Genomic DNA, 24,534 nt, shown 5'->3' with positions numbered 1-24,534 from the left:
GTAGAGGCGGGGAGAGCCGCGCGTTTTGCAGCGCAACGCGGTGTGCAAAGGCCTCTACAATGGCAGGATCATTTAGGAAAGGCTAATAGTCTCGCGAATATCGGAGATTGACGCTAGTGCCCGTCGTCGAGCCGACCTGTGTCAGGACCGACAGGACGCGTGACAGGGCGATCTCGACCTGCGTGGCCGTGAAGCCGCGCGTATCGGTGACGATCTCGACATAGATGTCGTTGGTCAGGTACTGACCCGCCGCCAGCGCCGTGCCGCGGCCCGTCGAGGCATCGGCCCCCAGCACGCGCAGGCGGTCAATACCGGTCACCGAGCGCAGCTTACCCAATGGGTTGAGGCCCCCGCCCCCCTGAAGCGCCTGAAGCGAGGCCGCCAGTTGCAGGGCCTGCGTCGCCGACAGGTTGGCGACATTTTCGCCGAACAGAAGTCGCGACAACACCTCGTCCTGCGGCAGGGCCGGGGTTGAGCCAAAGGCGATCTGCGGGTTCTGGGCGCGGCCCGACACACCGATAGTGCCGGTGATGTCATCGACCTTGGTCGTCGCCGTCAGGGCGATTTCCGGATTGTTCAGGCTGCCGCCATCGAAGGTGATCTCGCCCTTGTCGATGTCAAACTCACGCCCGGAGAAGGCATAGGTGCCGCGCAGGGCATTGAGCCGCCCCACGATACGCGGTTCGCGCGTCGTGCCGCCGACATTCAGGTTCATCTTCCATTCCGACTCCAGCCCCATGCCGGAAACGAAGATCTGGTTGTCGGCGCGCAGGCGGATGTCTAGGTTCCATAAGGTGGGAGCGACGCGGGTCGTCTTACGCGGCTCGATACGCGCGCCTTTTATGCGCACGCCTTCCAGCTCATCGACCTTTGAGGCCCCCTGAAACACCACCTGATAACGGAATTGCGGCAGGTTCAGATTGCCGCGTATCCACGGGCCGTTTTGCACATCATTGGTGACATCGAGCGTACCGGAAACCGTAGAGGCCAGCGCGTCCGACGCCGCCAGACGTGCATTGTCCAGCTTGGCATTCAGCTTCATCGGGAAGTTGTCATCGGCGCTCAGGCCCACAAAGCCGGTGGCCGACACGCGGCCGTCTCCGGCGCGGCCTTCAAACTTTTGCAGTTCCAACCGGTCGTTGGAGAAACGGCCTTCCAACGCGATATCGCTGATGCGCGTGCCGAAGGTCAGGTGTTCATACACCAGGCCGTTGCCGCGCACCAGACCATTGAGCCGCGGTTGGCGCAGCGTGCCCGACAGGTCGGCGGCCAGCGCCACGTTGCCGGTCATCTGCTGATCGCCAAGGCCAGCGAGTGAGAACAGCACGCTGGACGGGCCGTTGAAACGCAGCCCACCTGAGACGGCGCCATTTTGCAATTGCTGCGTCCACGCTCCGTCACCGCGCGGCTCAATGCTGAGCGTAAAGCGGCCGATATCGGCAGTGCCCTGGCGCAGCAGGCCGCGCGCTTCGGAGCGGTTTTCACTGACGCTGGCGTGCATCTGGATGTCGAGGGGCGTCGAAACGCGGGCAATAGTGGTGCGTGTCAGATTGTCGAAGCTGAGCCGCATCTGGGCCTGCGGGAAGGCCTTGCCGCGCTGGGTGTAGTCTAGCCCGCCGGACACCGTACCATTAACCCCCAGATTGGGGTCGATGATGTTGAGGATGCTGAGGTCAAAGCGGTCGAACTGCGCCTGAGCGCGGAGAACCTCACCGAAACGTCCGGCCAGATTGACCTTACCTTGCGCCGTCATAAGCACGGCCGGGGTCAGCACCCAATCCTCGCCCTGACGCAGGACGCGGGCAGGATTTTCTAGCGCAAACGGCACCTGCCCGGCGCGACCGGATAAGGCGATCAGGGCGTCATCGGGCGACACCTGCGCATTGGCCGCCAGATTGAACGACGTACCGGCATCGCCATTGGCGATCATCTGCACCGTGCCACGCATCCCTTTGAGGTCGATGCGGGCGCGGGCCTTTTCAACATAGTTCTGACCATAGACCACGTCGGCCAGTTGCACATCGCCTTTGATCGTCGGTTGTCCATCAAAGCGCGCCGCGGCTTCGATGATAGCGCGACCGATATGGATTTCCGCCTCGCCGGGCAGAAGGGCATTGTTGGCGCGGGCCGAGACCTGCGCGCCCTGAACGGCGTCAAAGGCGAGAAGACGCGCCGTGCCGTTGATCCCGCGTCCGGTCAGGTTCAGCGTGCCCGTGAAGGGGCCTCTGTCTGATTGGGCCACGCGCCCCTGCGCGCTGAAGCCCGCCACCTGCGCCGTGCGCACGTCTATGGTGAGCGGGCCGTCGCTTTTCAGCACCAGAACGTCGGCGTTCAGCGGGCCATACTGCGAGTCACCTTCCGCCGTGATGGCATAGCCTTGCGGCGTGGTGTTGAGACGCGCCACCACCTGCTGCAGACCGAGCCCCAGACCGGGCTTTTCCGCTCGCAGGGTCAGGGTGGGGGCCTTTAATGTCCCCCCGGCCTCGGCGCTCAGCGGGCCGTATTTGGCCGACTGTGCTGCCAGTTTGAAAGCGAGTCGCCCACTCGACAGGCGACCGCTGGCCGAGGTCAGGCGGAAATCGGGTGCCGTCAGGGTCAGGCGTTGCAGGATGACGTCACCATTGGCTGTGGTGTTCATCGCGCCGGAGAATTTGAAATTGCCGCCGAAAAACGACTTCAGGCCGCCATTGTCGAGGCGCAGGCTCTCGCCATCGACCTTGCCCACAATACCGAAGCCGCCAGCCCTGAGCTGACGCAGATCGGCATCGACAACCAGATTGAGCAGGCCCACGCCATTGACCAGATACGAATTGATGCGCCCTTTGAGCGCCCCTTCGTAACGGCCTTCCGACGGCTGGGCGAGGATAATGGCCGTGCCATTGATTTTGTCCGAACGGATCTTGAGATTGTCCGAGAGGATCAGGCCGTCCGACCAGGCCAGATCGCCATTAATCGTGATGTTGCTGACTAACGACTCGGCGGCGGCATTGAGCCCCGTCATATGTTTGGCCGAAGCCTTGACTGGGATCAGGATGTGGTCGCCATCAAGGCGCGATTTACCTTCGGCGCGGAGTTGATGCACCACCACATCGTTAAAGCCGATGCTCCCCGCCGACAGTTTATAGTCGATCAGGGGCCGTTTGAACGCCCCATCCAGACGCAGGCTTGCCACAATATCCTTGCCGTTCAGTCCCTTGGCGATATTGGCGGGTTTGAGCAGGGCGGCGTTTATAGTCAGATCGTCAAACGCCCCCTTTGCGAGATCGACGCGGCCTTTTGCGTCTAGCGTCAGGGCATCGGCGGCCAGAGAGAGTGTCCCATCGGCGACGCGGTCTTTAAACGTCGCCGAAAGATCGATACTGACGGCCGGAGACAGCATGTCCGACAATGATGGCACAAGGGCCTGCGGTCGCGCCGTGCCCTTCACGCCGAACAGGCCGTCGCGCGCTGTCAGACTCAGATCGGCCAGCGGCTGATCCCCCGCCGTGCCGCTGAGACGACCGTTCCACGCTTTCCAGTCGCCCTTGCCCTCCAATCGCACCGTCAGGGGCGTCTCCAGTCTGGCCAGTCCAGTGATGGCGCCGCCTTTTGGCGCATCGACCGCTGCACTGAGGTCAAGGCGGTTGGCATCGGGCTGCGCGTCGAGTGTCAGGACGGCGCGGTCGCCGCGATTGCCGCTCAGACGGGCGTCGATCAGGGCGCGCTTGTTTTTCAGATAGGCCGTGCCGCTGAGTGTCAGGGTCTGGGCCTCCCCGGTCACCGGCGGAGCCAAATAAATAGCCCTGATATCGACCTTTTCGGCGTCGATACGCAGATCAGGGAGAGTGAAGGGTTCGGACGGCGTCGTTTTGGCGGTTTCGCTCAGGGCGGGTTGCCGCAGCCACTCGACGCGCGGCGACGACAGTTCTCGCACATCCAGATGCTTGTTCAGCAGACCAAAGGGCTGCCAGTTGAGCCGCACCGCTGGGCTTTTGAGGAAGACGCCTTGAGGGTCGGACAGGGTCAGGTCATGGACAGTGAAATCGCCGTAGATCGAGCCGTCGATGCGCCCGACACCTATCCTCAGGCCGTTATCGGGCTTTAGACCGGTAATTTGCGAAACAATGAACCGCTTGCCCGGTGCGCTATCGAGCGCCGCCACACCGACCCCACCCAGCACCAGAAGGCTGCCCACCGCGCCGCCTGTCCACATCAGGGCCTTGCGCGACGCAAACGCTTTACGCACCGGGGCCGGGCGTTCTGGCGGCGGCAGGTCGTCGCTCGTTTCCACGTGCGCGTGGTCCTGCGTCTCTATCCCTGCTCTGGCGGTTTCAGGCGTATCGGGGGTCGGGTCCTGCGTCATCAGAAGGCCTGCCCGATGCCGACATAGAGGGAGACGGGCGATTCCCCATCACGGCGTGAGATCGGCGTGGCGATGTCAATACGGATGGGCCCGAAATTGGTGTAGTAACGCGCCCCGACGCCGACGCCAAAACGCAGGTTGGAAAACTGCGGGAATTCCTTGTCATAGACCTGACCGGCATCGACGAAGGGCACAATGCCGATATTGCCCATCCGATAGCGCGCCTCAAAGGCCAGTTCGACCGAGGAACGCCCGCCGATGGGGTTGTTGTTATTTGCCGGATCACGCGGCCCCAGTTCCTGATAACCGAAGCCGCGGACTGAGCCGCCACCCCCGGCATAAAGGCGACGCGACGGCGCGATATTGGAGGTTTCCGCCCCATAGATAGAGGCGAGCTGTGCCCGCGCCGCCAGCACGACCGTCGGGCTGACCTCGCGATAAAAGGTGGCGCTACCGACGTTGGAAATAAAGTTGCCCGCCCCGCCATTGAGTGACACGGTCGGCGTCGATTGCACACCGGCGCGCCAGCCGCGCACGGGATTGAGTAGATTGTCCGAGCGGTCGTAATTCAGCTTCATCGGCACTGAGGCATAGAAGTAGTCATCCTGCACATTGGCGTTTCGGCGTTTGGAAAAGCCGGTTTCTCGCGTCGCAAGCACCTCCGCTCCGTAAGACCAGGTCCACCGCTTCTGCCACAAAGGTGTCGATACGCGCGACACATTCACACTAAACGACACCGTCTGGGCTTCGTAGGAATCGTAGGCCTGATTATTAAAGGCTGCACCATACTGAAAGGTGCGGTCGCGGCGTTTGGCGTTGGAGCGACGGAAGGTGACGCCAAGACCCTGTTCCTGCGTCCCGGCGATGACCGACGCGATCAGAGCCCCTTCGGGCGGACGGAAATTGCGGTGCGTCCAGTTGAGTTCGGTGCGCAGGCCCTGACCGGTGGAAAAACCGATATCTCCGGCCAGCGTGCGCGGGCGTCCGGCGTTCTGCGTGACCTTAAGGTCGACGACGGCCGTGCCATCTGCATTCTTTTGTTCCGTAAGGACCGGCTCAACCGCCACCGAGGCAAAGAGGCCGGTGGCCGACAGGGCCTGACGCAGGTCGTCCACCTGACGGCTGTCGTACAGGTCGCCGCTGTCGAAACGCGACAGGACGCGCACATGATCGTCACCAAACGCAGGACGCTGGCCTTCCGAATGAATGGCCCCAAAGCGGGCGCGCGGGCCGGTGGTGACGGCCAGGGTGTAGTCGCCCGTGCGCGTCTGCGGGTCGATCAAGACGTCGCGCATCCCCAGATCGGCAAACGGGTAGCCCTGCTGTGGCAGGACCAGCGCCAGATTGGCCTCAGCGGATTTAATTAGGGTGGCGTCCACCGGATCGCCGACCTTTAGCCGCAGATTGTCAGCAATGAGGGTAGGCGGCTCGGTCGGGTCAGCCTTCACGGTGACGGAAGTCAGGCTGTAGCGTTCTCCGGCCCTCGCCGAGACGCGCACCTGAACCCGGCCTTGGGTGCGTGCCGTGGCGTCCTGAAGGCTCTCGCCCGGTTGCAGGATCGGGGTGTCGATGCGCGCCACCACCACGGCGTCGTAGTAACCTTCGCCTTTCAGCAGACGCAGCGCCGTCTGCTCATCCTCGGTCAGGCGGGCGCGCAGCATGGCCGCGTTGGCGGCCGTGCCCTTTCCGGATTGCAGGGCGCTCAGATCCTTAAAGCGGGTTTCCAGATCGAGCGCCGCCAGACCATCTATGTGCAGGTCATAGCGGATGGCCGGGATCGCCTGCTGATTTTCGCTGATAATGACGGGGGCGGCCTGAGGGTTGAAACCGTCGAGCCGCGGGAGGGGAGCGGTCAGGGCCGGGTCTTCCGCGGACTGAAGCGACGGTAGTTCCAGCGTTTCGGCGACCGGAGCGGGCGCGGTGATCACAGGTGTGGCCGGCTTTTCTGTCGCCTGAGCGGATGTCACGGGTTGCGGCGTGATGGCCGGGGAGGTCAGGGACGGTAGGGCCTTTTCGAAGTCGTCATCACTAATGATGGAGGTCTCGGTAAGCGTGATGTCTGATGCGGGTGGCGTGGATGCAGGGCTTGCCCCTGGCGCGGGCTGAGCGGATGTCTGGGCCGTCGCCTGTCCTGCCAAGCAGGTAAATGCCATCAAGGCCGGAGCCGCCAGACGCAAGGGATTATCCTGTCAGTAAGTACCGTAATATGACGGGACTACACCCGCACCGCGCTTTATGCACGCCGGATATATAAAAAAGCACTTAGAGACTTTTGTAATAAAGGGATGAGGGCAAACTGTGTCTTTTTCGCCCGCCTGGTGCCATAAAAAAGCGCCCGGCAGGCACCGGGCGCTTTGGAAATTGTCCTAGCGGAAGTCTATTTCCACCACCAGCCACGCTTGGGCGGGTCCTTCGGCAGATCGGTACGCCCGCGTGCCACGGTGGCGTCGGTGCAGGAGGCCGGACGTGAGCCGCCGACCTTGCCTTCCATGCCCAGTGAGGTCGCATCCGGCTTGTTCTGGGCCGTGACGGTGACCAGCTTGCCGTCCTGATTCAGGTGAACTTCGGTCTTGCTCTGCGAGTCGTATGTCATCACCTGAGGCGCTGTGCCACCGGGCTCAAACTGCGCCACGCAGGCGTCGGCGCGCTGCGCCTGAGTGCGGGCATCGACATAGTCGTAACGGGGCGTAGGGCTACAAGCCGACAGCCCCCCCATCAGCGCAACACCCCCCATGATTACCAATGCGCGTTTCATACCTATCCCTCGAAATGCCGACGCTAAAAAATGGTTAACGCCTATACTGGCACAGATGTCGTCTGAGTCAAAGCCTTAGAATGTGACGTTTGTCCTCTGTCGCTTCCCGGCATCACCCCTTGTAGAAGATGAAACCCGCCCCCAGTGCGATCAGTGCAAAGCCCACAATGTGCGTCCAGCGGATGGCCTCGCCAAGATAGAAGACCGAAAACAGCACAAACACCGACAGAGTAATGACTTCCTGAATGGTCTTAAGCTGCGCCGCGGAAAAGACGCCATAACCGATGCGGTTCGCCGGCACCATCAGGCAGTACTCAAAGAAGGCGATGCCCCAACTGGCCAGAATGAGGATCCAGAGCTTCTCGTGCTTGATCTTCAGGTGCCCGTACCAGGCAAAGGTCATGAAGATGTTGGAACCGATCAGTAAGAGCACGGTCATCAGACCGGGGGGCAGAGTAGGCATACGAAATACTCACAAGATCCGCCGCCAGCCGGCAGCTGTGTCAGCTTGCCATACGGTTTTCGGTGATAAGATTTCAAGGTGCCTTAAAAAGACGCGTCTCTAGTTTTCAGGCGCTCAGCCGTTCAGCGTCACGACGGGCGTTTTCAGCCATGGCCTTCAACCCGGCGTGATCGGGTACGCGCGCAGAAAGCTCGGCGAAGACGCGATGGGCGTGCTGATAAAGCGGTGCAGCCTTCGGGCCTTCACCCATCCGTTCGCGCACCTGCGCTTGTTTGGCCAGAGCGATGGCATGAGCGGAACGCTTTTGTAGATTGTCAGGGTCTTCGGCGGACAATTCGCCACGGATGCGGCTCAGTTCCTCAAGCGCCTGCGCCGTATGGCTGAGGTGGCCGCCCGCCTGGGTCAGTTCCGCATATTGCGTTAGCAGGTCAAGCCGTGCGTCACGGTCGCTTACCACTCCCAAAGCGCGAGCGATGACCGGCAACAGTTTCACCGTTTCATTGGCCATGCGGTAGCGGTGGATGAGATACATATGAATGTTGGTGTCAACCGGATCCAGTGCCGAGACCTGCTCATAGGCGTGCATGGCTGCCGTATCGTCGCGACCCATATGCAGGGCCCCATAGATGCGCCACAGTTCGGCGGCCTTTTCCGGCAGGCGGGCATCGGCAAAGGTTTGCGCTTCCCGTGCCAGCACCGCCGCCCCGCCGCTCAGATCGCCCTGAACGATACGCGTAAAGGCTTCGCGGCTTTCCAGCGCGTTGTCGTAGTAAAGCTGACCGAGGCGCACGTGCAGTTCACCTTCGGCGATATCGCGCGTGGCGTCAGGCCAGTGGGTGAGGGCCGCCGTTAGGGCGCGCGCAATCTCGGCCTGAGGGTCGGCGTTCACAGAGGCAGCCTCGCTGTCGCCGGCAGGCTTGGGGTCCGGCGCGGGTGTTACGGGTTCTACGGCTTCGGCAGGTGTCGTTTCCAGCACCACCGAGTCAAGCAGGGGGGTGGGGTCTTCGAAGGTGCCGTTGTCGGCTAATGCTTCTGACAAAGCCTTGTAATCTGCTGCTGATCCGATCGGGGCCTCGTGCATCCGGTCACTCAGGGACCCCGTTTGCGCGACGCGTGGCGGGGCGTCGGAATCGACCTCCTGTGTACGCACGGCGTGGACTTCCTCAACAGTGGTCACCGAGGTCGGATCAGGCCTGTCGATGAAACGCATGGCCGAATGGATAACCGCATTGATATCCGGAGCAGCTTCCGGCTCGGTGCGTGCTTCGGGGCCTTCATGCAACAGGGCCGTCGCGATGGGGTCACCAGAGTGCGTTGGCGTCTCATCCACGGCAGGTTCGGCGGCGTCTGCGACAGGCTCGGTGGCCGCCACCTCCGCGGTTTCGGGCGCGGGGTCCGGTCGGAATGGAATGATTTCGGCGCTGGGCAGGGGTTGCGTCTGCGATTTTGGCTCAGGTGCGGCGCTGACGGGAGAGCGCGGCGGGGCAACGACGACCGGCGCTTCGAAGCGCAAAGACGCCTTGCGTGTATTGTCGGCAACCAGTTGCGCCACAGGCGCGGGCGTCTCAGAAGCCTCGGGGACGGCGACGGGCTCCGATGCGATGGCGAGAGCGGGTGCCGGGGAAACTGTTTTGGCAGTGGCGCGCGTAACCGGGGTATTGTGTGCTGGCGTCATCAGGCTGACCACTGTGCCGACGATCCCAACCAGCAGGCCGACCAGCCCCAAGGCCAGAAGGCCCGACATGGACGGCGTAATGCGCACCCAGTTAATCCAGTCCGGAAGATAAAGCCCAGCGGACAAAGGCGCACCGCCGTTGATCAGCGCGAATGCCACCGCAGCCCCTGCGGCGATAGCAATACCGATAAACAGGCCTGCATTGGCGCGGGAAGGTCCCTTATGTGCCGCCATGTCCATAACCCCCGTGAAAAATTTAGTGACAAAGCTTAACCCCAAGCCGATGTTCTTGACAATCGCTTCGTGCGTCAGTTTGGGGCAGGCTGGCGCGCCCACACGAAATTTGGGCTCGCCTTGCGACTATGGGTGCAGGTTTCACGCCACGCTTTGGCGGCTTGAAGCGGTTAACTCCGGCGGCAAGAATTGCCGATTGCGCAGGCGGCAGCGAAGGGGTAATGCTGAACGAATGCAGAACAACAGGATTCGTATTATCGGGCTCGACCCCGGCCTGCGCCGTCTGGGCTGGGGCGTTTTGGACGTCGAAGGGGCGCGGCTGAACTGGGTCGCGCATGGCGTCATCCTGCCTGATGAAAAGGCTGAGTTGTCGGTGCGGCTGCTCTATCTGTTCGAAGAATTGAGCAAGGTGATCCTTCTGTATCGCCCGCAGGAAGCCGCGATTGAGGAAACCTTCGTCAATATGAACCCGGCATCGACTCTTAAGCTTGGCCATGCGCGCGCGGCGGCCATGCTGGCCCCGGCGCAAGCGGGCCTGAGTGTCGCCGAATACGCGGCGCTGGACGTCAAGAAATCTGTTGTGGGCGCCGGACGCGCCGATAAGGATCAGATCCTGTTCATGATTAAGCGTTTGCTGCCGCGTGCGGCGGCGGCTGAAAACGGCCTGACTCCCGATATGGCAGATGCGCTGGCAGTAGCGGTGACCCACGCGCACAAGCGCAAACATAGACTTCTTGAGCGCGTCCCGAAAAGTGTGGAGCGGTTTTCGAAAACAGGTGCGCAACCAGGTAAAAAAGGGGCGGCGGCATGATCGGGCGGCTACGCGGTATTCTGCTGGAAATCGAAGACGATGAAGCCGTGATCGAGGTCATGGGCCTTGGCTACATCGTCAAATGCGGGGTGCGCACCTTAGCCAACCTGCCTGCGAATGGTCAGGAAGCGATTCTGCACATCGAGAGCCAGACGCGCGAAGATGGCACACGGCTTTATGGCTTTTTGTCGAAGGACGAGCGCAAGACATTTCAGCAATTGCTGACCGTACAGGGAGTAGGGCCCAAGGCGGCACTATCGGTGCTCGACATCCTGACGCCGCACGAACTGGCTATTGCTGTAGCCCATGAGGACAAAACGAAGGTCAACAAGGCCAACGGAGTGGGGCCTAAGCTGGCCCAGCGCATCGTTATCGAGCTGAAGGGCAAAGCGCTGGCGATCGGGGAGGCCTTCGTGCCTGTGGCCCCCGGTGTGGTGTTAGCCTCGGCGAGCTCGGCGGCCAGCCGCAGTGGCGAGAGTGTGGCGGCCCTGATGGGGCTGGGCATTCCCGAAGCGCAGTCGCGGCAGGCAGTCGAAGCAGCGGTCAAGGAGTTGGGGCCCGAAGCCGAGTTGGCGGCGGTGATCCGGGCATCTCTGAAATTGATTGGCAAGTAATTTAAGCGCGGCCCCAAAAGTGTGAAGCGGTTTTGGGGTCAAGCCGCGCGTAAAAAGGATAACTCATGGCGCGTATCATTTCCGGCGAACCGACCGACGACGATGTCGAGGCCTTTGCTTCGGACCGCGCCCTGCGCCCACAAAGCTTTGATGACTTTGTAGGGCAGGCCCCACTCAAGGCCAATCTCAAGATCTTTGTGCAGGCCGCCGCAGCGCGGAAGGAAGCGCTGGATCACGTGCTGTTTTACGGCCCGCCTGGGCTCGGCAAAACGACGCTGGCGCAGATCGTTTCCAAGGAATTGAAGGTCGGGTTTCGCGCTACGTCCGGCCCTATGTTGGCCAAGGCCGGTGATCTGGCGGCTATTCTATCGAATCTCGAGCCCAATGACGTGCTGTTTATCGACGAAATCCACCGCCTGAGCCCACAGGTCGAGGAAATCCTCTATCCGGCCATGGAAGACTATGTGTTGGACCTGATCATCGGCGACGGGCCGGCGGCGCGCACGGTCCGAATTGATCTGGTGCCGTTCACACTGGTGGGGGCAACGACGCGGGCCGGGCTCTTGTCGCAGCCCCTTCGCGATCGTTTCGGCATCCCGCTGCGACTGGAATTCTACACGCCCGAAGAACTGGTGCGCGTAGTGATGGGCACCGGGCGCAAGATGGGAGCGGTGCTGAGTGAGGACGGCGCTTTTGAGGTCGCCTCTCGCTCGCGCGGAACGCCGCGGGTGGCCGGGCGTCTGCTGCGAAGGGTTCGCGACTTCGCCACCGCCGAAGGTGCCGAAATTATTGATAAAAAGGTTGCCTCACGAGCGCTGGCGCGACTGGAGGTCGATCCGTCCGGGCTGGATCAGCTCGACCGCCGTTACCTGGCCGCCATGATCGAAAACTATAATGGCGGGCCGGTGGGACTTGAAACCATTGCCGCCGCCATTGCCGAGGCGCGCGACGCGGTCGAAGACATGATCGAGCCCTATCTGATGCAGCAGGGCTTCATCCAGCGGACGCCACGCGGTCGAATGGCCTGCGCCCGTGCCTATACCCATCTGGGGCTAAACCCTCCGGCCAATGGCGCGATGACGCCCTCAACTGGTGATCTGTTCGAGTGAGCCTTTCGATTTTTTCGGAATTTTATAATCCGCGCGCCACATTAATGTCGCCAAACCCGTGTCAGGTGGGAAGCCTGCGGGTAAAGCGCTGCTACGCGGGAAAAAACACCCATTTTGCGCCTTTAAAAATTTGATCGCATGGTTAAGCTAGAGCGTGCTTCGAAAAAGTGGACACCGATTGTTCGAATGAAGCGCGCGAAAAAGGATCTAAAGTGGGTTTTGTTCTTCGCGAAACGACACCGGCTTTAGGCTAAATCCGGCCCCGACCTAACTATTGCCTCAGGAGTTGTTCATGGAAGCCGCCCACGCCGCCGAGTCCCTCAGCTTTATCGACCTGTTCCTGCGGGCCGACTGGGTTGTGAAGGGCGTCATGCTTCTTCTGGCGCTCGGTTCGCTGTGGTCATGGGCCATCATCATTGAAAAGGGCTTCAAGCTCGCCAAGTTGAATAAGGAAGCCGCTGGTTTCGAAGCCGAGCTGGCGGCCGGACGCGCCCTCGAAGACATTGCCGCTAAACACGGCACTCAGCCGACCGCGCCCTTCCCCAAATTACTGGTGACGGTCACTTCGGCCTGGGGCGAGTATAAGGGGAAGAGCATTTCCGCCCCGGAAGGTGAGCTTTTGCTGTCGCGCGTGGATCGCGAATTGAACCACGTTATATCCACAGAGGCAGACGTAATGGAAGACGGCCTGAGCCTGCTGGCTGTCGTCGCCACCGCGGCGCCGTTCATTGGGCTGTTCGGTACGGTGTGGGGCATCATGAACGCCTTTTCGGCTATCGCTTCGCAGGGCGACACCAATCTGGCCACCGTCGCTCCAGCCATATCGGAAGCACTGTTTGCCACGGCCATCGGTCTGGGCGCTGCCATTCCGGCCTACATCTTCTTCAACCTTTATAATGCCAAGGTAGCACGCTTCGTGGGTCGCCTCGAAGGCTTTGCCGATGAGCTGATGGTGTCGGTCACCGGTCGCCTTGGCGGCAAGCTGGCCGGTCGCTGAGAGGGGAACGTACATGGCAATGGGGAATGCAGGGACGGGCGGCGGACGCAGGCGCGGCAGGCGGCGAGCACGCCGTGGCGCTCTGGCGGAAATCAACGTCACGCCGATGGTCGATGTCATGCTGGTGCTGCTGATCATCTTCATGATTTCGGCCCCTCTTCTGACTTCAGGCATCAAGATCGAACTGCCTAAAACCGAGGCGGCGGCGCTTAAGGACGAGGGCGATCCAATCACCGTCTCGATCCAGCGCGACGGCGCGCTCTACGTCATGGACGATACGGCCACATTTGACCAATTAACGCCCCGCCTGATGGCCATGACCGACAACGACACCTCCAAGCCCATCTATGTGCGCGCCGAAGGGGCCGCGCCCTATGAGACGGTCGCCAAGGTGATGGCGCGTCTTTCCACCTCTGGCTTCACCAAGATTAACCTTCTCACCGAAAACCTCGGCAAGACGCAAAAACCGGCGACGGCCGGGGAGGCGGCGCCGTAAACATGAAGATGGGTCGCGCCCTTATCGGTTCGCTTCTCCTGCACGCGGGTGTGCTGGCGCTTGCCTTCCTCAACTGGAATACCTTGCCCGACGCTAAGCCAGTGGTGTCGGTACCTGTGCAGATCGTGGCTGAACTGCCCGAACGCTCGATGGCCGCCGCGCCGGTCGATGAAACGGCGGTGCTGGAACCAGTGCCTGAGCCCGCGCCAGCGGAACCTGTGCCGACGCCAGAGCCACAACCGGTCCCGACGCCGCCCGCACCGAAACAGCCGGTGCCGGAGGTGAAGAAAGAAACCAAAAAGCCCGAGCCCAAAAAGCTGGAGCCCGTCATACCAGCGAAGACCAAGCCAGACCCCAAGGGTACGCAGAAGCCGAAACCTCAGACACTCGATCTGGGCGCGCTCAGCCAGTATCAGTCCTCACCACCAAAATCCAATACGCGCACCCCGGCGCGCCCCACGCGCGCGCCCACCGACGGCTCATCAGCGCGCGGTAGTGCGGCGGCGGATACCGGTCCGGCGCTGAACGCTCTGACGGCCAAGCTGCAACGTTTGTGGTCGCCGAACTGCGATGTGCCCGGCGGCGATCAGGTGCGCGCAGTTATTGCCTTCACCATTTCCCCCAATGGTCGCGTGATAAAGGGGCCGGAGTGGGAAAATCCGCGCAATGACCCTGTGTGGCAGGCGGCAGCCGGTCGCGCGCAGGCGGCGGTCAAGAAGGGCGAACTGTACGACAATCTGCCCGACGGACTTTATAATCAACCTCTGGAAATCACCTTCAACGCGCAGAAGGCCTGCGCAGGCGCATAACGGGAGGCCCTTTATGAAACCCTTTAAAATCGCTGCCGTTGCTTTCGCAACTTTTCTGGCTTTGACGGGTGCGCCGCTCGCCGCCTTTGCGCAGGCCCCTATCCGCGCTGAGGTTGCTGAAGGCGTGATCGCTCCCATGCCCATCGCCATCGATATCGAATCGAGCGGTTCTGATCTGGGCGACAAGATCACTAGGGTGGTGATGGCTGACCTTGAGAGATCGGGCTTCTTCAAGCCCATCGACCCCAATGCCTTTATCGAACAAAGCGTCGGTATCGACGCCACGCCGACCTTTGCCAGTTGGAAGACCATCAATGCGCAGGCGCTCGCCAACGGGGCGGCGCGCGTCGATGGGGAGGGTCGCCTTCAGGTCGATTTCCGCCTGTGGGACGTCTTTTCCGAAAAGCAGCTTCTGGGGCAATCGGTAACGGCGACGCCTGAAAACTGGCGCCGTATCGCGCATAAAATCGCCGATGCCATCTATGAAAAGCTGACCGGCGAAGAGGGCTATTTTGATACTCGCATCGTTTTCGTGGCCGAGAGCGGGGCGCGTGGCAAGCGGGTCAAGCGTCTGGCCATCATGGATCAGGACGGTGCCAATCCCTCCTATTTGACCGATGGCTCATATAAGGTGATGACGCCGCGCTTCTCAGCCGACTCGCAGGAAGTGGCCTACATGGTGCTGCGCGAGGACTCGGCGCGCATCTATGTTTTTAATATCGAGACGGGGCGTCAGGAGGCTGTAGGCCAGATTAAGGGCATGGTCTTCGCGCCTCGCTTTTCGCCCGATGGCAGCAAGCTGGCCTATTCGGTGGCGCAGGGCGGTAATACAGATATCTATGTGATGGACCTGCGCACGCGCGCCACGCGCCGCGTGACGACTGATCCGGGCATCGACACCTCGCCGTCCTTCTCGCCGGACGGTTCGACGATTGTGTTCAATTCAGACCGGGGCGGTTCGCCGCAACTCTATGCCATGAATGCCGATGGTTCGGGTGTGCGCCGCATTTCGTTCGGAGGCGGCATCTATTCGACACCGGTGTTTAGCCCCAAGGGTGACAAGATCGCCTTCACCAAGCAGTCGGGCGGGCGGTTCTCCATCGGGGTAATGGATGCCGGTGGCGGCAACGAAAAGCTCTTGACCTCGTCCTTCCTCGAAGAAGGCCCGACCTGGGCACCCAATGGCCGTTACATCATGTTTTTCCGCGAACCGCCTGGGGCGCTGCCTTCTCTATGGATGGTCGAGGCGTCAGGCCGGATTGAGCGTCAGGTGCCCTATTCTGGCGGAGCATCAGACCCAGCTTGGTCACCCCGGCTCAAATAGGGGCGATTTTGCGCCGCATTCCGTATCAGAAACTGATTTTTGGGCGCCAGATCCTCATTTTACGAGAGACGTTTTGGGCTCACCCTGCTGTTTTTAGCGCATTATGTGTGCAGCGCAACATCTCTGCCGCAGAACTGTTACAAAATGTAACTAAACGTGGCGTTAGGGTTTGACAAATCCGCCATCTGGCGGAAAAGTAGCATCATTCATCTTCTCAGGAAATGGCACGCCGTTTCCATCCACTTTGCGATTGTTCCAAACAAGGGGTTTTTTCGATGACCAAGTCTGTATTCAAACTCGCTTTGATGGCCTGCGCCACGCTTTCCGTGGCCGCCTGTGCCGGTAAGAAGCCGGAAGTCGTGACGCCCCCGCCGGCCGTTGCCGAGCAACCGACCCCGGCCCCTGCTTATACGCCGCCGCCGGCTGCCGACACCAAGCCGCTGTCGCCGACCGGTCCGGTCCCGGGCTCGCAGCAGGATTTCGTCGTCAATGTCGGCGACCGGGTGTTCTTCGAACTGGATCAGTCGTCGCTGCGTGAAGACGCTAAGGCCTTGCTCGATAAGCAAGCGGCGTGGCTGGTTCGCTACCCGGCCGTGAAGGTCCGTATTGAAGGAAATGCCGACGAGCGAGGCACCCGTGAGTACAACTTCGCCCTGGGCGCGCGTCGCGCCGAATCGGTCTCTCAATACCTGACCTCGAAGGGCGTTGTGCCGTCGCGTATCTCGACCATCTCCTACGGTAAGGAAAACCCGATTGCCACGGGTACTGACGAAGAAGCGTGGTCGCAAAACCGTAACGCACACACCGCCATAACCGAAGGCGCGCAATAGGTTTTACGTTCTGGCATGACTGCCCGCCTTGACTGAATGAAAAGGGTCTGGTTCGCCGGACCCTTTTTTGTAACCTCGATAGGGCAGCGGGCTCAGACTTGCCGCGACACCTCCCGCCTGCTATCGCAGGGGAAGGTAGAGTACACGTCACCGCATTGGTCGCTTTGTCTAGTTGACAGGCGGCCCTCACACGAAAAGCATCCCGACATTTCATACCAGGGGGTAGGATATGCATAAGTATCTCAGCGCCATCGCGTTGGCCGCTCTTGTTGTGCCGGCGACCGGCATGGCCCAGACAGCTAAACCGTCCAAGGTTCAGCAAACCCAGAACAGCATGATGGACTCGATCCCGAAGTGCACGAAGAAGCTGGGTACCATCTCGATCGTCAATGGTGACGACGAACGCGGCTGGGCGCAGAACAATCTGGCGCCACCGCAAAAGCTGCTACGCGTTATCGTCCAGAAGTCCGGCTGCTTTTCGCTAGTCGATCGTGGAGCAGGCATGAACGCGGCGCAACGTGAGCGTGATCTGGCGGCGGGAATTGGCCTACAAGGCGGTTCCAATGTCGGCCAGAATCAGATCAAGGCAGCGGACTTTGTCCTAGTGGCAGAGGTCGCAGCGGCGGATTCCAATACGGGTGGTGGTGGTGCCGCGGGCATCATTGGCGGCATGGTGGGGGGGCGCGCCGGTGCCGTCATTGGCGGTTTCCGTACAAAAAAGCTCGAAGCCAACACTATCCTGTCGCTGACGGACGTGCGCACGTCGGAATCCAATTCGTTTGAAGGCAGCGCGGCCAAGAACGACCTAACTTGGGGTGTCGGCGGTGGCGTGGGCTTTGCCGGTGCCGTGGGGGGCGGCTATGAAGATACCGAAATCGGTCGTATTGTCACTCAGGCCTTTATCGTCACCTACACCAATATGGTGCAGGAAATGGGCGGACTTGACGTTGGCGGTAAGGCCACCGCGCCGCAGCGCTCGTTTGTCGTCCTGACGCCGACCAGCCTTCGTGCTACCCCGGCCGCGACGGGCAAGATGATCCGCGCCCTGCCTAAGGACATGCTCCTCTATCCGACCGGCAACAAGGACGGCATATGGTGGGAGGTCATGGACGACAACGACAATGTCGGCTGGGTCCAGAACGACAAGCTTACCGCTGCGAAATAGCTGAGGACACCCCGCCACCCGGTGGGGTTTTCTTTACTGCCGTCGCCAGGCCACATCCGGCGTCTTAATTTAGCCGGAGTGGCCGGTCACGATGGAAACCGGTACAAAAATGGTTGACATCTGAGGCGCGCACGTCAGGTATTTGAACACGCGCCTCACAGGTTCCAGGACACGCATGACCCGCCAGAGTTTAAAGGCCACTCTTTCCGCCCTGACGATCGCCGTTGCGACGGCGGCTTCACTGAGTGCGGTTGCGCCGACACCCGCCCACGCTCAACTCTTTTCGATTGATCAGGATGAGGTCGACGACAAATCTCCTCCGGTCGAATGGGACAAGAAGCGTCTGGAGCGCCTGGATCGCAATGTACGCAAGCTTGAACGCGCGATCTCGAATTATGAAGGCAAGACGGGTAAGAATGCCGGCCCACCCGCGCTGATCGAACCAGACCCCGAAGTCGTTGCGCTCCAAGCCACGGTCGAAATCTTGTCGCGAAAGGTCGATGATCAGGCGCAGCAGATTACGCGCCTGACCGGTCAGATCGAAGAGGCCGGCTTCGCCGCCCGTCAGGCCAATGAAAAGACCGCCGGGCTGGAGGCGCGCATCGGTACGCTGATCCAACGTCTTGATCTGGCCGAAGCGCACCTCAAAGACATCGATGCGGCGCTGGCCGGACCGCCGCCGCCGCCGCCCACTACCGGGACGGCCGAGGGCGACTTCAATCAGGCCTATGACCTGTTGACCAATGGCAAGATGGAAGATGCCGAGCGCGCCTTTACCGAGTTTACGACCAAGTGGGCCTCCGCGCCGCAGACTCCGGAAGCTTGGTTTCGTCTGGGGCAGATCCGCACCGTCAAGGGGGATATCTCCGGATCTGTGGCCGCCTATGCAACCTCGCTGAAGGGCTGGCCCAAGACGAGCTGGGCCCCCGAAGCGACCGTGAAACTAGCTACTGCCCTGGCGCAAACCGATGCGCCGAAGTCGTGTGTTGCGATTTCGGAATTTAACAAGCGGTATGCCTCGGCCGCATCGGCGGCTATCAAGTCGCAGGCGAAGGCGTTGGCGACGAAGGGCAAGTGCAGCTAATACCTCTTGACGTAAAATCTCGGCTTGCGGTGGGGCTGGAGCGCTTTCCGGATATAGCCGCAAGTTGTTCGGTTTTCGCGGAGTATCTAAATGGCCCTGCGGGACGGCCCGTAGGGGTCGCTGTGTCTGGCGGCGGAGACTCTGTGGCCCTTCTCCTCCTTTTGTGGTTGTGGGGGCAGCGACCGCTAGAGGTGTTCACGGTAGATCATGGTGTCAATCCCCAGAGCGCCGAGTGGGCTCGTGGTGTCGAAGCGCTGGGGCGCGAGTTGGGGCTACCGCTCACCGTCCTGCGTTGGGAAGGCGATAAGCCGCGAAGCGGGCTTCAGGCCGCGGCGCGCCGGGCACGGCATCATCTGATCCTCGATGCGGCGCGGGCGAAAGATATCCGCGTACTGTGTCTGGGCCACAATGCCGATGACGTCGCCGAAGCCGCCGCCATGCGCGCCGAAGGCTCGACGGTCGGCGCACCGAAACTGTGGTCACCTGCGCCCTTCTGGCCACAGGGGGAGGGGATGTTCTACCTGCGCCCTCTGCTGGGCGTCGGCCGGGCGCGGTTGCGGGACTGGCTAAAGACGGTGGGGATGTCCTATGTCGATGACCCGGCCAATACCAACCCTGCTTATCTGCGTGCGAGAGTGCGGCAACAGGGCGTGACGCCCTCTGAGACGCATAGGCGTCGGGCCCCCAGCTCGCCGGATTTGACTGAATCCATAAAAGTGAAACAGATGGGGGCCGCCTTTTTCTATGTACCTACCTTGCCGCCACCTGAAATGCTCTCGGCCCTTGTGGTCTGCGCCGGGGGCGGAGACAAGCTGCCGCGTCACGCGGAGCTTGCGCATATCCGCGCGGCCGCCTCTGCGGGGCGCAGGCGCTTTACCCTGTGCGGGGCACGCATCGAAGCGCACGAGGGTGGCTGGCTGATCTGCCGTGAGCCCGGCGACATGACCCGCAATGGGTCACGTCCTGAACGCATCGGCGGTATATGGGACGGACGCTACCGCGTGCCCACCTATACCATCGGAGGCGAAATCGTCCCGGCAAAGGGGCATCTTAACGCTCTGTCTCGGGAAGAGCGCCTTCGTTTGAAAGGCCTGCCGCCTGCCGTGCGTGCAGCCTTGCCTGTTCTGAAACACAACGAATCGGTACGCCTGCTCGCGGCAGGAGATTTGCAAGACGTGACGTATGACCGGTTGGGTGCGGCGCTCGGCCTCATCCGCAACGAAAAGGAGGTCTGTCATCCTGTGTTTTCCTGCGGACTGCCGGTAGCGTAGCGTTAAAGAGCCTACTATATAGGTTCAACCAACAGGCGGTTTCAGGCCGCTGTCAAGACCCGCAGCCCTCTGGCTGCTTGTGAGGAAGCTTATGAATTTTCGTGCTCTGACGATTGTCGGGATACTTCTGGCGGTTCTGATGGTCGGCTATGCCGTGGTCGGCAAGACCCCCTATCAGAATGCGCCGAAAGAAATGAGCTATTCGGTGCTCAAGGAACAGGTCAATGCAGGTCAGATCGTATCGGCCGACATCGACCGCGATCAGGCTGTGGTTACCGACAGCGCCAAGCAGAAGCATAAGGTCGTCATCCCCTATCCTAACAGCGATACGGCAGACTGGCTCGATTCCAAGAACGTGAAGGTCAATATGAAGACCGTCACCCAGCCTTTCCTAGTGTCATTGCTGTCTGGCCTGCTGCCCATCCTGCTGATTGTTGGCCTTTGGTTGTTCTTCATGCGTCAGATGCAGGGCGGCGGTCGTGGGGCCATGGGCTTCGGCAAGTCCAAGGCCCGTCTTCTGACCGAGCACAAAAACCGTGTCACCTTTGCCGATGTGGCCGGCGTTGATGAGGCCAAGGAAGAATTGCAGGAGGTGGTTGATTTTCTGAAAGACCCGACCAAGTTCCAGAAGCTGGGTGGTAAGATCCCGAAGGGAGCGCTGCTGGTTGGCCCTCCGGGTACGGGCAAGACCATGCTGGCCCGCGCTGTGGCCGGCGAAGCGGGTGTGCCCTTCTTCTCGATTTCGGGCTCGGACTTTGTGGAAATGTTCGTCGGCGTGGGTGCCTCGCGTGTCCGCGACATGTTCGAACAGGCCAAGAAGAATGCTCCGTGCATCATCTTTATTGACGAAATTGACGCCGTGGGTCGCCATCGCGGCGCCGGTCATGGTGGCGGTAATGACGAGCGCGAACAAACCCTCAACCAGTTGCTCGTCGAGATGGACGGCTTCGAAGCCCAGGAAGGCATCATCATCATCGCGGCGACTAACCGTCCGGACGTGCTGGACTCCGCCCTGTTGCGTCCTGGCCGCTTCGACCGTCAGGTGACCGTGCCGAACCCCGACCTGACGGGCCGTGAAGCAATCTTGCGCGTACACATGCGCAATGTGCCATTGGCGGTAGACGTCGACGTCAAGGTGGTGGCGAGGGGCACTCCGGGCTTCTCTGGGGCCGATCTGGCCAATCTGGTCAACGAGGCGGCGCTGATGGCGGCGCGCAAGGACCGCAAGCTAGTCACCATGAAGGACTTTGAAGACGCCAAGGACAAGGTGCTGATGGGGGCCGAGCGCCGGTCCATGGCCATGTCCGAAGCCGAAAAGAAGCTGACGGCCTATCACGAAGGGGGGCACGCCATCGTGGCGCTGAAAGCCCCGGAAGCCGACCCGGTGCACAAAGCCACCATCATTCCGCGCGGCCGTGCGCTCGGTATGGTGATGCAGCTTCCCGAAGGCGACCGCTATTCACAGAACTATGTGCAGATGACCTCGCGTTTGGCCATCCTTATGGCGGGTCGTGTTGCCGAAGAACTAATCTTTGGCAAAGAGCAGATCACATCGGGCGCGTCGTCGGACATCCAGCAGGCGACCCGTCTGGCGAAGGCGATGGTCACGCGCTGGGGCTATTCCGACGCACTGGGTCTTGTCAACTACAAGGATGCAGAGGACGAGCACGGGGCTTTTGGTCGCGATGTGTCGGAATCAACGGCTCAGACCATCGACGGTGAAGTCAAACGTTTGGTGCAGGGCGGCTATGATGAGGCAAAGCGCATCCTGACCGAAAACCTCGACAACCTGCACCGTCTTGCGCAGACCCTCCTGGACGTTGAAACCCTCAGCGGTGAAGAGATTGAAAAGGTGCTGCGCGGTGAAGAGATCGTGCGTGACGAAGACACCGGCATTCTGATCGAAAACACCACCCGCCTGGCGGTGCCCACAACGGATGATCCGGAGCCATTGCCGGAAACCGTTGTGCCGGAGGTTAAGGAAGGCGTCTGATACCGTTTGTAGCTTTATGATAAAAGGCCTGCGCCGTTCGGCGCAGGCCTTTTGGGTTTGAGGAGTGAAGGAAAAGGCTCCACAAAATATGCCTAACGAAAACCTGCCTGAGGCGGCGTTCGTTAGCGGATCATTAAGGTTGTTGCGGTCTATTGATGCTCCCAGCCTCCTGATTTTAGGGCACTGCCGTACCGGTTCAATGAACCGCAGAGCGTGTCCGTGTTCCGGGGGGCTGAAGCGCCACCGGCCCTTACTGGGCGGACGATCACGAGGACAGAATATGCCAGCCGTCGTCAGAGGCGGGCGCCGTCAGGCGGCCCCGGTTTCGAAAGCGTCACCCCGTCAGACGGCTCCGCGTGGCCGTGGCGGGCGCAAAGTCGAAGCCGGAAAATTTGCCCTGCTTGGTGGTGTGGCTATGCCCAACGAGCTGACGGCTTGGCTGGGCTTTCTGGGCGCGGCGGGCCTGATGGCCGTCTTCCTGCTGACTGGCGGGCGTGCCGAAGCCCTGCGTGCAGGGGTTGTGAATTTTACGGATGCGCGCATTGCGTCCGTTGGCATCAACCTTCAGAATGTGCGCCTACAAGGGGTGTCCGATGTGGCCCGCGAAGATATTCGCAAGGCGATGCAGTTTCAGCGCGGGCAGCCGCTGGCTCTAATGGACCTCAAAAAAGTCCAGGCTGACGTGGAATCTGTTGGGTGGGTCAAATCGGCTGTAGTGCGCCGTCAATTGCCGGATCAGCTGATCATCAGCGTCGTGGAGCGACCGCGTCTGGCCGTGTGGCAGTATCAGAACAAGACCTACGTCATCGACGATACGGGAGAGGTTATCCCAGAAGCGCGTTCCGGCAACTTTCTCGACCTTCCTCTGGTGGTGGGGCAGGGGGCCAATGCGGCCAGTGCCGATATCCTGCGTCTGATGCAGGCGCGTCCGGAGCTGATGTCGCGGGTCTGGGCACTTGTGCGTGTGGATACGCGCCGCTGGGATATTCGCTTGAAGAACAACACCATTATCAAGTTGCCGGCGCTGGATCAGGATGAGGCCCTCAACCGTCTCGATGGTCTGATTAGCCAGCAGCGCATTCTTGATCAGGGGTTGGCGGTCATTGACTTGACTGATCCTAATGCCCTGGTCGTCAAACCCTTTGAAACCGCACCCGCAGCCTAAGGTTCTCCGTCCATGTCGCGTCTAGAAGATCGCAAACTGGCCAAAGAAGGACGTCACGTCGAAGCCGCTTCGCGACAATCCTCCGTAATGGCACTGACGCCGGGCGTGGTTGCGTCTCTGGATCTGGGGGCCTCAAAGATCGGCTGTTTCATCATGAAGCCGGACGGTGTGCGCAGTGCCGATCATTCGATCCGCGTTGCCGGTGTCGGCTTTGTGCAATCGCGCGGCGTTCGCGCGGGCAATATTATTGATATGGAAGCCGCCGCCACCGCAATCGCTCAGGCGGTTGAGCGTGCCGAAGCCATGGCCAATGTCTCGGTACAGGGGGTCCGCGTCTCGGTCCCGGGCGCGCAGACCGCGTCGCATCGCGTCTTCGCTCAGGTGTCTGTCGGCGTAAAACCGATCTCGGATGATGACCTCAACCGCGCCATCGCTTCGGGTCTGGCGCAGGTGCGTTTCCCTAATCGCCGCCCCATTCACCTGCTGCCGGTGAGTTGGGCTGTCGATGGTCATAGCGGTGTGCGCGATCCGCGCAACCTAACGGGGCGTACACTCGGCCTAGAGCTGCTGGTCGTCACCATCGACGAAAACCTCTTTAACAATATCATGCAGTGCGTCGGCATGGCGCACCTTGAGGTGCAGGCAATTGTTTCCGCGCCTCTGGCGGCGGCCGTTGCCGCCTTGGAAGAGGATGAGAAGGAACTGGGTTGCATCTGCATTGACATGGGGGCCTCTTGCACCACGGCGGCCGTCTTCTATGGCGGGGCGTTGGTGCACGTCGATTGCCTGAATGTCGGCGGCAGCCACGTCACGGCCGATATCGCGCGCGGTTTGTCTACTACGCTTGTGGGCGCTGAGCGCGTAAAGACGCTGCATGGTTCGGCCATCGCCTCGTCCAACGAAGACCGCGAAATGGTCGAAGCCCCGCCTCGCGGTGACGATGCCGGCGCCCCGCCGATTTCGGTACCGCGCTCTATACTCAAAGGCATTATCGCGCCACGCGTTGAGGAAACTTTTGAGTTGCTGCGTGAAAAGTTGAAAGCCTCTGGCGTGCCAATTGATCCCGGTGCCGGCATTGTTCTGACAGGTGGTGCGTCGCAGCTAGCGGGTGTGCGGGAACTAGCCATCCGAGTGTTTGACCGTCCTGTGCGTCTGGGCAAGCCCAAGCGCGTACCACACCTGGCCGACGCGGCTGCCGGTCCGGCCTTTGCCGCCTGTGCCGGCGTAATACTGCGCACGCTCTATGGTCCGCGCGATGTGGTGCCGGCTCGCAAAATCATGACGGCGCGCCTGTCGCCCAAGGACGCACCGAGCGCCGCCAAGGGGCACCTGATGAGCCGCGTGGTGGAGTGGCTCAAGCAAAATCTGTAACCGGTTGCCCTACTGCGCAGAAAGAA

19 protein-coding genes are annotated in these 24,534 nt (G+C 61.1%); 14 read left to right on the top strand and 5 right to left on the bottom strand.

Going from position 1 to position 24,534, the window contains the following annotated elements:
* Positions 1-82: 82 nt before the first annotated feature.
* The 5 genes from ASTEX_RS08405 to ASTEX_RS08385 all read right to left on the bottom strand — a co-directional run bounded on the left by ASTEX_RS08405 (position 83) and on the right by ASTEX_RS08385 (position 9,469).
* Complete coding sequence (locus ASTEX_RS08405; RefSeq protein WP_013479187.1) at positions 83-4,342, bottom strand: translocation/assembly module TamB domain-containing protein; 4,260 nt, start codon at positions 4,340-4,342, stop codon at positions 83-85.
* Positions 4,342-6,519, bottom strand: a complete 2,178-nt coding sequence (locus tag ASTEX_RS08400) for an autotransporter assembly complex protein TamA (RefSeq protein ID WP_013479186.1) — start codon at positions 6,517-6,519, stop codon at positions 4,342-4,344. The genes ASTEX_RS08405 and ASTEX_RS08400 overlap by 1 nt, the downstream gene beginning before the upstream one ends.
* A 200-nt stretch (positions 6,520-6,719) precedes the next feature.
* Positions 6,720-7,097, bottom strand: coding sequence for a hypothetical protein (locus ASTEX_RS08395; protein WP_013479185.1), 378 nt, complete (start codon positions 7,095-7,097; stop codon positions 6,720-6,722).
* A 112-nt stretch (positions 7,098-7,209) separates the two neighbouring features.
* Positions 7,210-7,560 (bottom strand): DMT family protein, encoded by a 351-nt coding sequence (locus tag ASTEX_RS08390; protein ID WP_013479184.1) that lies wholly within the window; start codon positions 7,558-7,560, stop codon positions 7,210-7,212.
* A 106-nt stretch (positions 7,561-7,666) separates the two neighbouring features.
* Positions 7,667-9,469 carry a hypothetical protein gene (locus ASTEX_RS08385; protein ID WP_144004639.1) on the bottom strand — a complete coding sequence of 601 codons (1,803 nt, stop codon included), beginning with the start codon at positions 9,467-9,469 and terminating at the stop codon, positions 7,667-7,669.
* Between the two features lie 232 nt (positions 9,470-9,701).
* Between ASTEX_RS08385 and ruvC the strand changes: the two genes are divergently transcribed.
* From ruvC to ftsA, 14 genes are all read left to right on the top strand, one after another.
* Complete coding sequence (ruvC, locus tag ASTEX_RS08380) at positions 9,702-10,280, top strand: crossover junction endodeoxyribonuclease RuvC (protein WP_013479182.1); 579 nt, start codon at positions 9,702-9,704, stop codon at positions 10,278-10,280.
* On the top strand, positions 10,277-10,894 hold the full coding sequence (gene ruvA, locus ASTEX_RS08375; RefSeq protein ID WP_013479181.1) for a Holliday junction branch migration protein RuvA: 618 nt from the start codon (positions 10,277-10,279) through the stop codon (positions 10,892-10,894). Before ruvC ends, ruvA begins: the two co-directional genes overlap by 4 nt.
* A 65-nt stretch (positions 10,895-10,959) precedes the next feature.
* The gene (ruvB, locus tag ASTEX_RS08370) at positions 10,960-12,003 is read left to right on the top strand and encodes a Holliday junction branch migration DNA helicase RuvB (RefSeq protein ID WP_013479180.1); all 1,044 of its coding nucleotides are present in this window, start codon (positions 10,960-10,962) and stop codon (positions 12,001-12,003) included.
* A 292-nt stretch (positions 12,004-12,295) separates the two neighbouring features.
* Entirely contained in the window at positions 12,296-13,000 is a 705-nt protein-coding gene (locus tag ASTEX_RS08365) for a MotA/TolQ/ExbB proton channel family protein (RefSeq protein WP_013479179.1), read from the top strand.
* Between the two features lie 13 nt (positions 13,001-13,013).
* Complete coding sequence (locus tag ASTEX_RS08360) at positions 13,014-13,496, top strand: ExbD/TolR family protein (RefSeq protein ID WP_013479178.1); 483 nt, start codon at positions 13,014-13,016, stop codon at positions 13,494-13,496.
* A 2-nt stretch (positions 13,497-13,498) separates the two neighbouring features.
* A complete protein-coding gene (locus tag ASTEX_RS08355) occupies positions 13,499-14,305 on the top strand; it encodes a hypothetical protein (protein WP_013479177.1) in 807 nt (268 codons plus the stop codon).
* A 13-nt stretch (positions 14,306-14,318) separates the two neighbouring features.
* Complete coding sequence (gene tolB / locus ASTEX_RS08350; RefSeq protein ID WP_013479176.1) at positions 14,319-15,629, top strand: Tol-Pal system beta propeller repeat protein TolB; 1,311 nt, start codon at positions 14,319-14,321, stop codon at positions 15,627-15,629.
* Between the two features lie 275 nt (positions 15,630-15,904).
* Entirely contained in the window at positions 15,905-16,459 is a 555-nt protein-coding gene (pal, locus tag ASTEX_RS08345) for a peptidoglycan-associated lipoprotein Pal (RefSeq protein ID WP_013479175.1), read from the top strand.
* A 229-nt stretch (positions 16,460-16,688) separates the two neighbouring features.
* A complete protein-coding gene (locus tag ASTEX_RS08340; protein ID WP_013479174.1) occupies positions 16,689-17,624 on the top strand; it encodes a CsgG/HfaB family protein in 936 nt (311 codons plus the stop codon).
* A 175-nt stretch (positions 17,625-17,799) separates the two neighbouring features.
* Complete coding sequence (locus ASTEX_RS08335) at positions 17,800-18,708, top strand: tol-pal system YbgF family protein (RefSeq protein ID WP_013479173.1); 909 nt, start codon at positions 17,800-17,802, stop codon at positions 18,706-18,708.
* Positions 18,699-19,979 (top strand): tRNA lysidine(34) synthetase TilS, encoded by a 1,281-nt coding sequence (tilS, locus tag ASTEX_RS19305; RefSeq protein WP_342626486.1) that lies wholly within the window; start codon positions 18,699-18,701, stop codon positions 19,977-19,979. The genes ASTEX_RS08335 and tilS overlap by 10 nt, the downstream gene beginning before the upstream one ends.
* A 91-nt stretch (positions 19,980-20,070) precedes the next feature.
* Positions 20,071-21,972 carry an ATP-dependent zinc metalloprotease FtsH gene (gene ftsH, locus ASTEX_RS08325; RefSeq protein WP_013479171.1) on the top strand — a complete coding sequence of 634 codons (1,902 nt, stop codon included), beginning with the start codon at positions 20,071-20,073 and terminating at the stop codon, positions 21,970-21,972.
* Between the two features lie 280 nt (positions 21,973-22,252).
* Positions 22,253-23,137, top strand: a complete 885-nt coding sequence (locus ASTEX_RS08320; RefSeq protein ID WP_013479170.1) for a cell division protein FtsQ/DivIB — start codon at positions 22,253-22,255, stop codon at positions 23,135-23,137.
* Positions 23,138-23,149: 12 nt separating this feature from the next.
* The gene (gene ftsA, locus ASTEX_RS08315) at positions 23,150-24,508 is read left to right on the top strand and encodes a cell division protein FtsA (RefSeq protein WP_013479169.1); all 1,359 of its coding nucleotides are present in this window, start codon (positions 23,150-23,152) and stop codon (positions 24,506-24,508) included.
* Positions 24,509-24,534 lie beyond the last annotated feature (26 nt).

The organism is Asticcacaulis excentricus CB 48, from assembly GCF_000175215.2.
Lineage (GTDB): Bacteria > Pseudomonadota > Alphaproteobacteria > Caulobacterales > Caulobacteraceae > Asticcacaulis > Asticcacaulis excentricus.
Note: the sequence above shows the minus strand (reverse complement) of the source record. Positions and strands in the feature narration are given on the sequence as shown.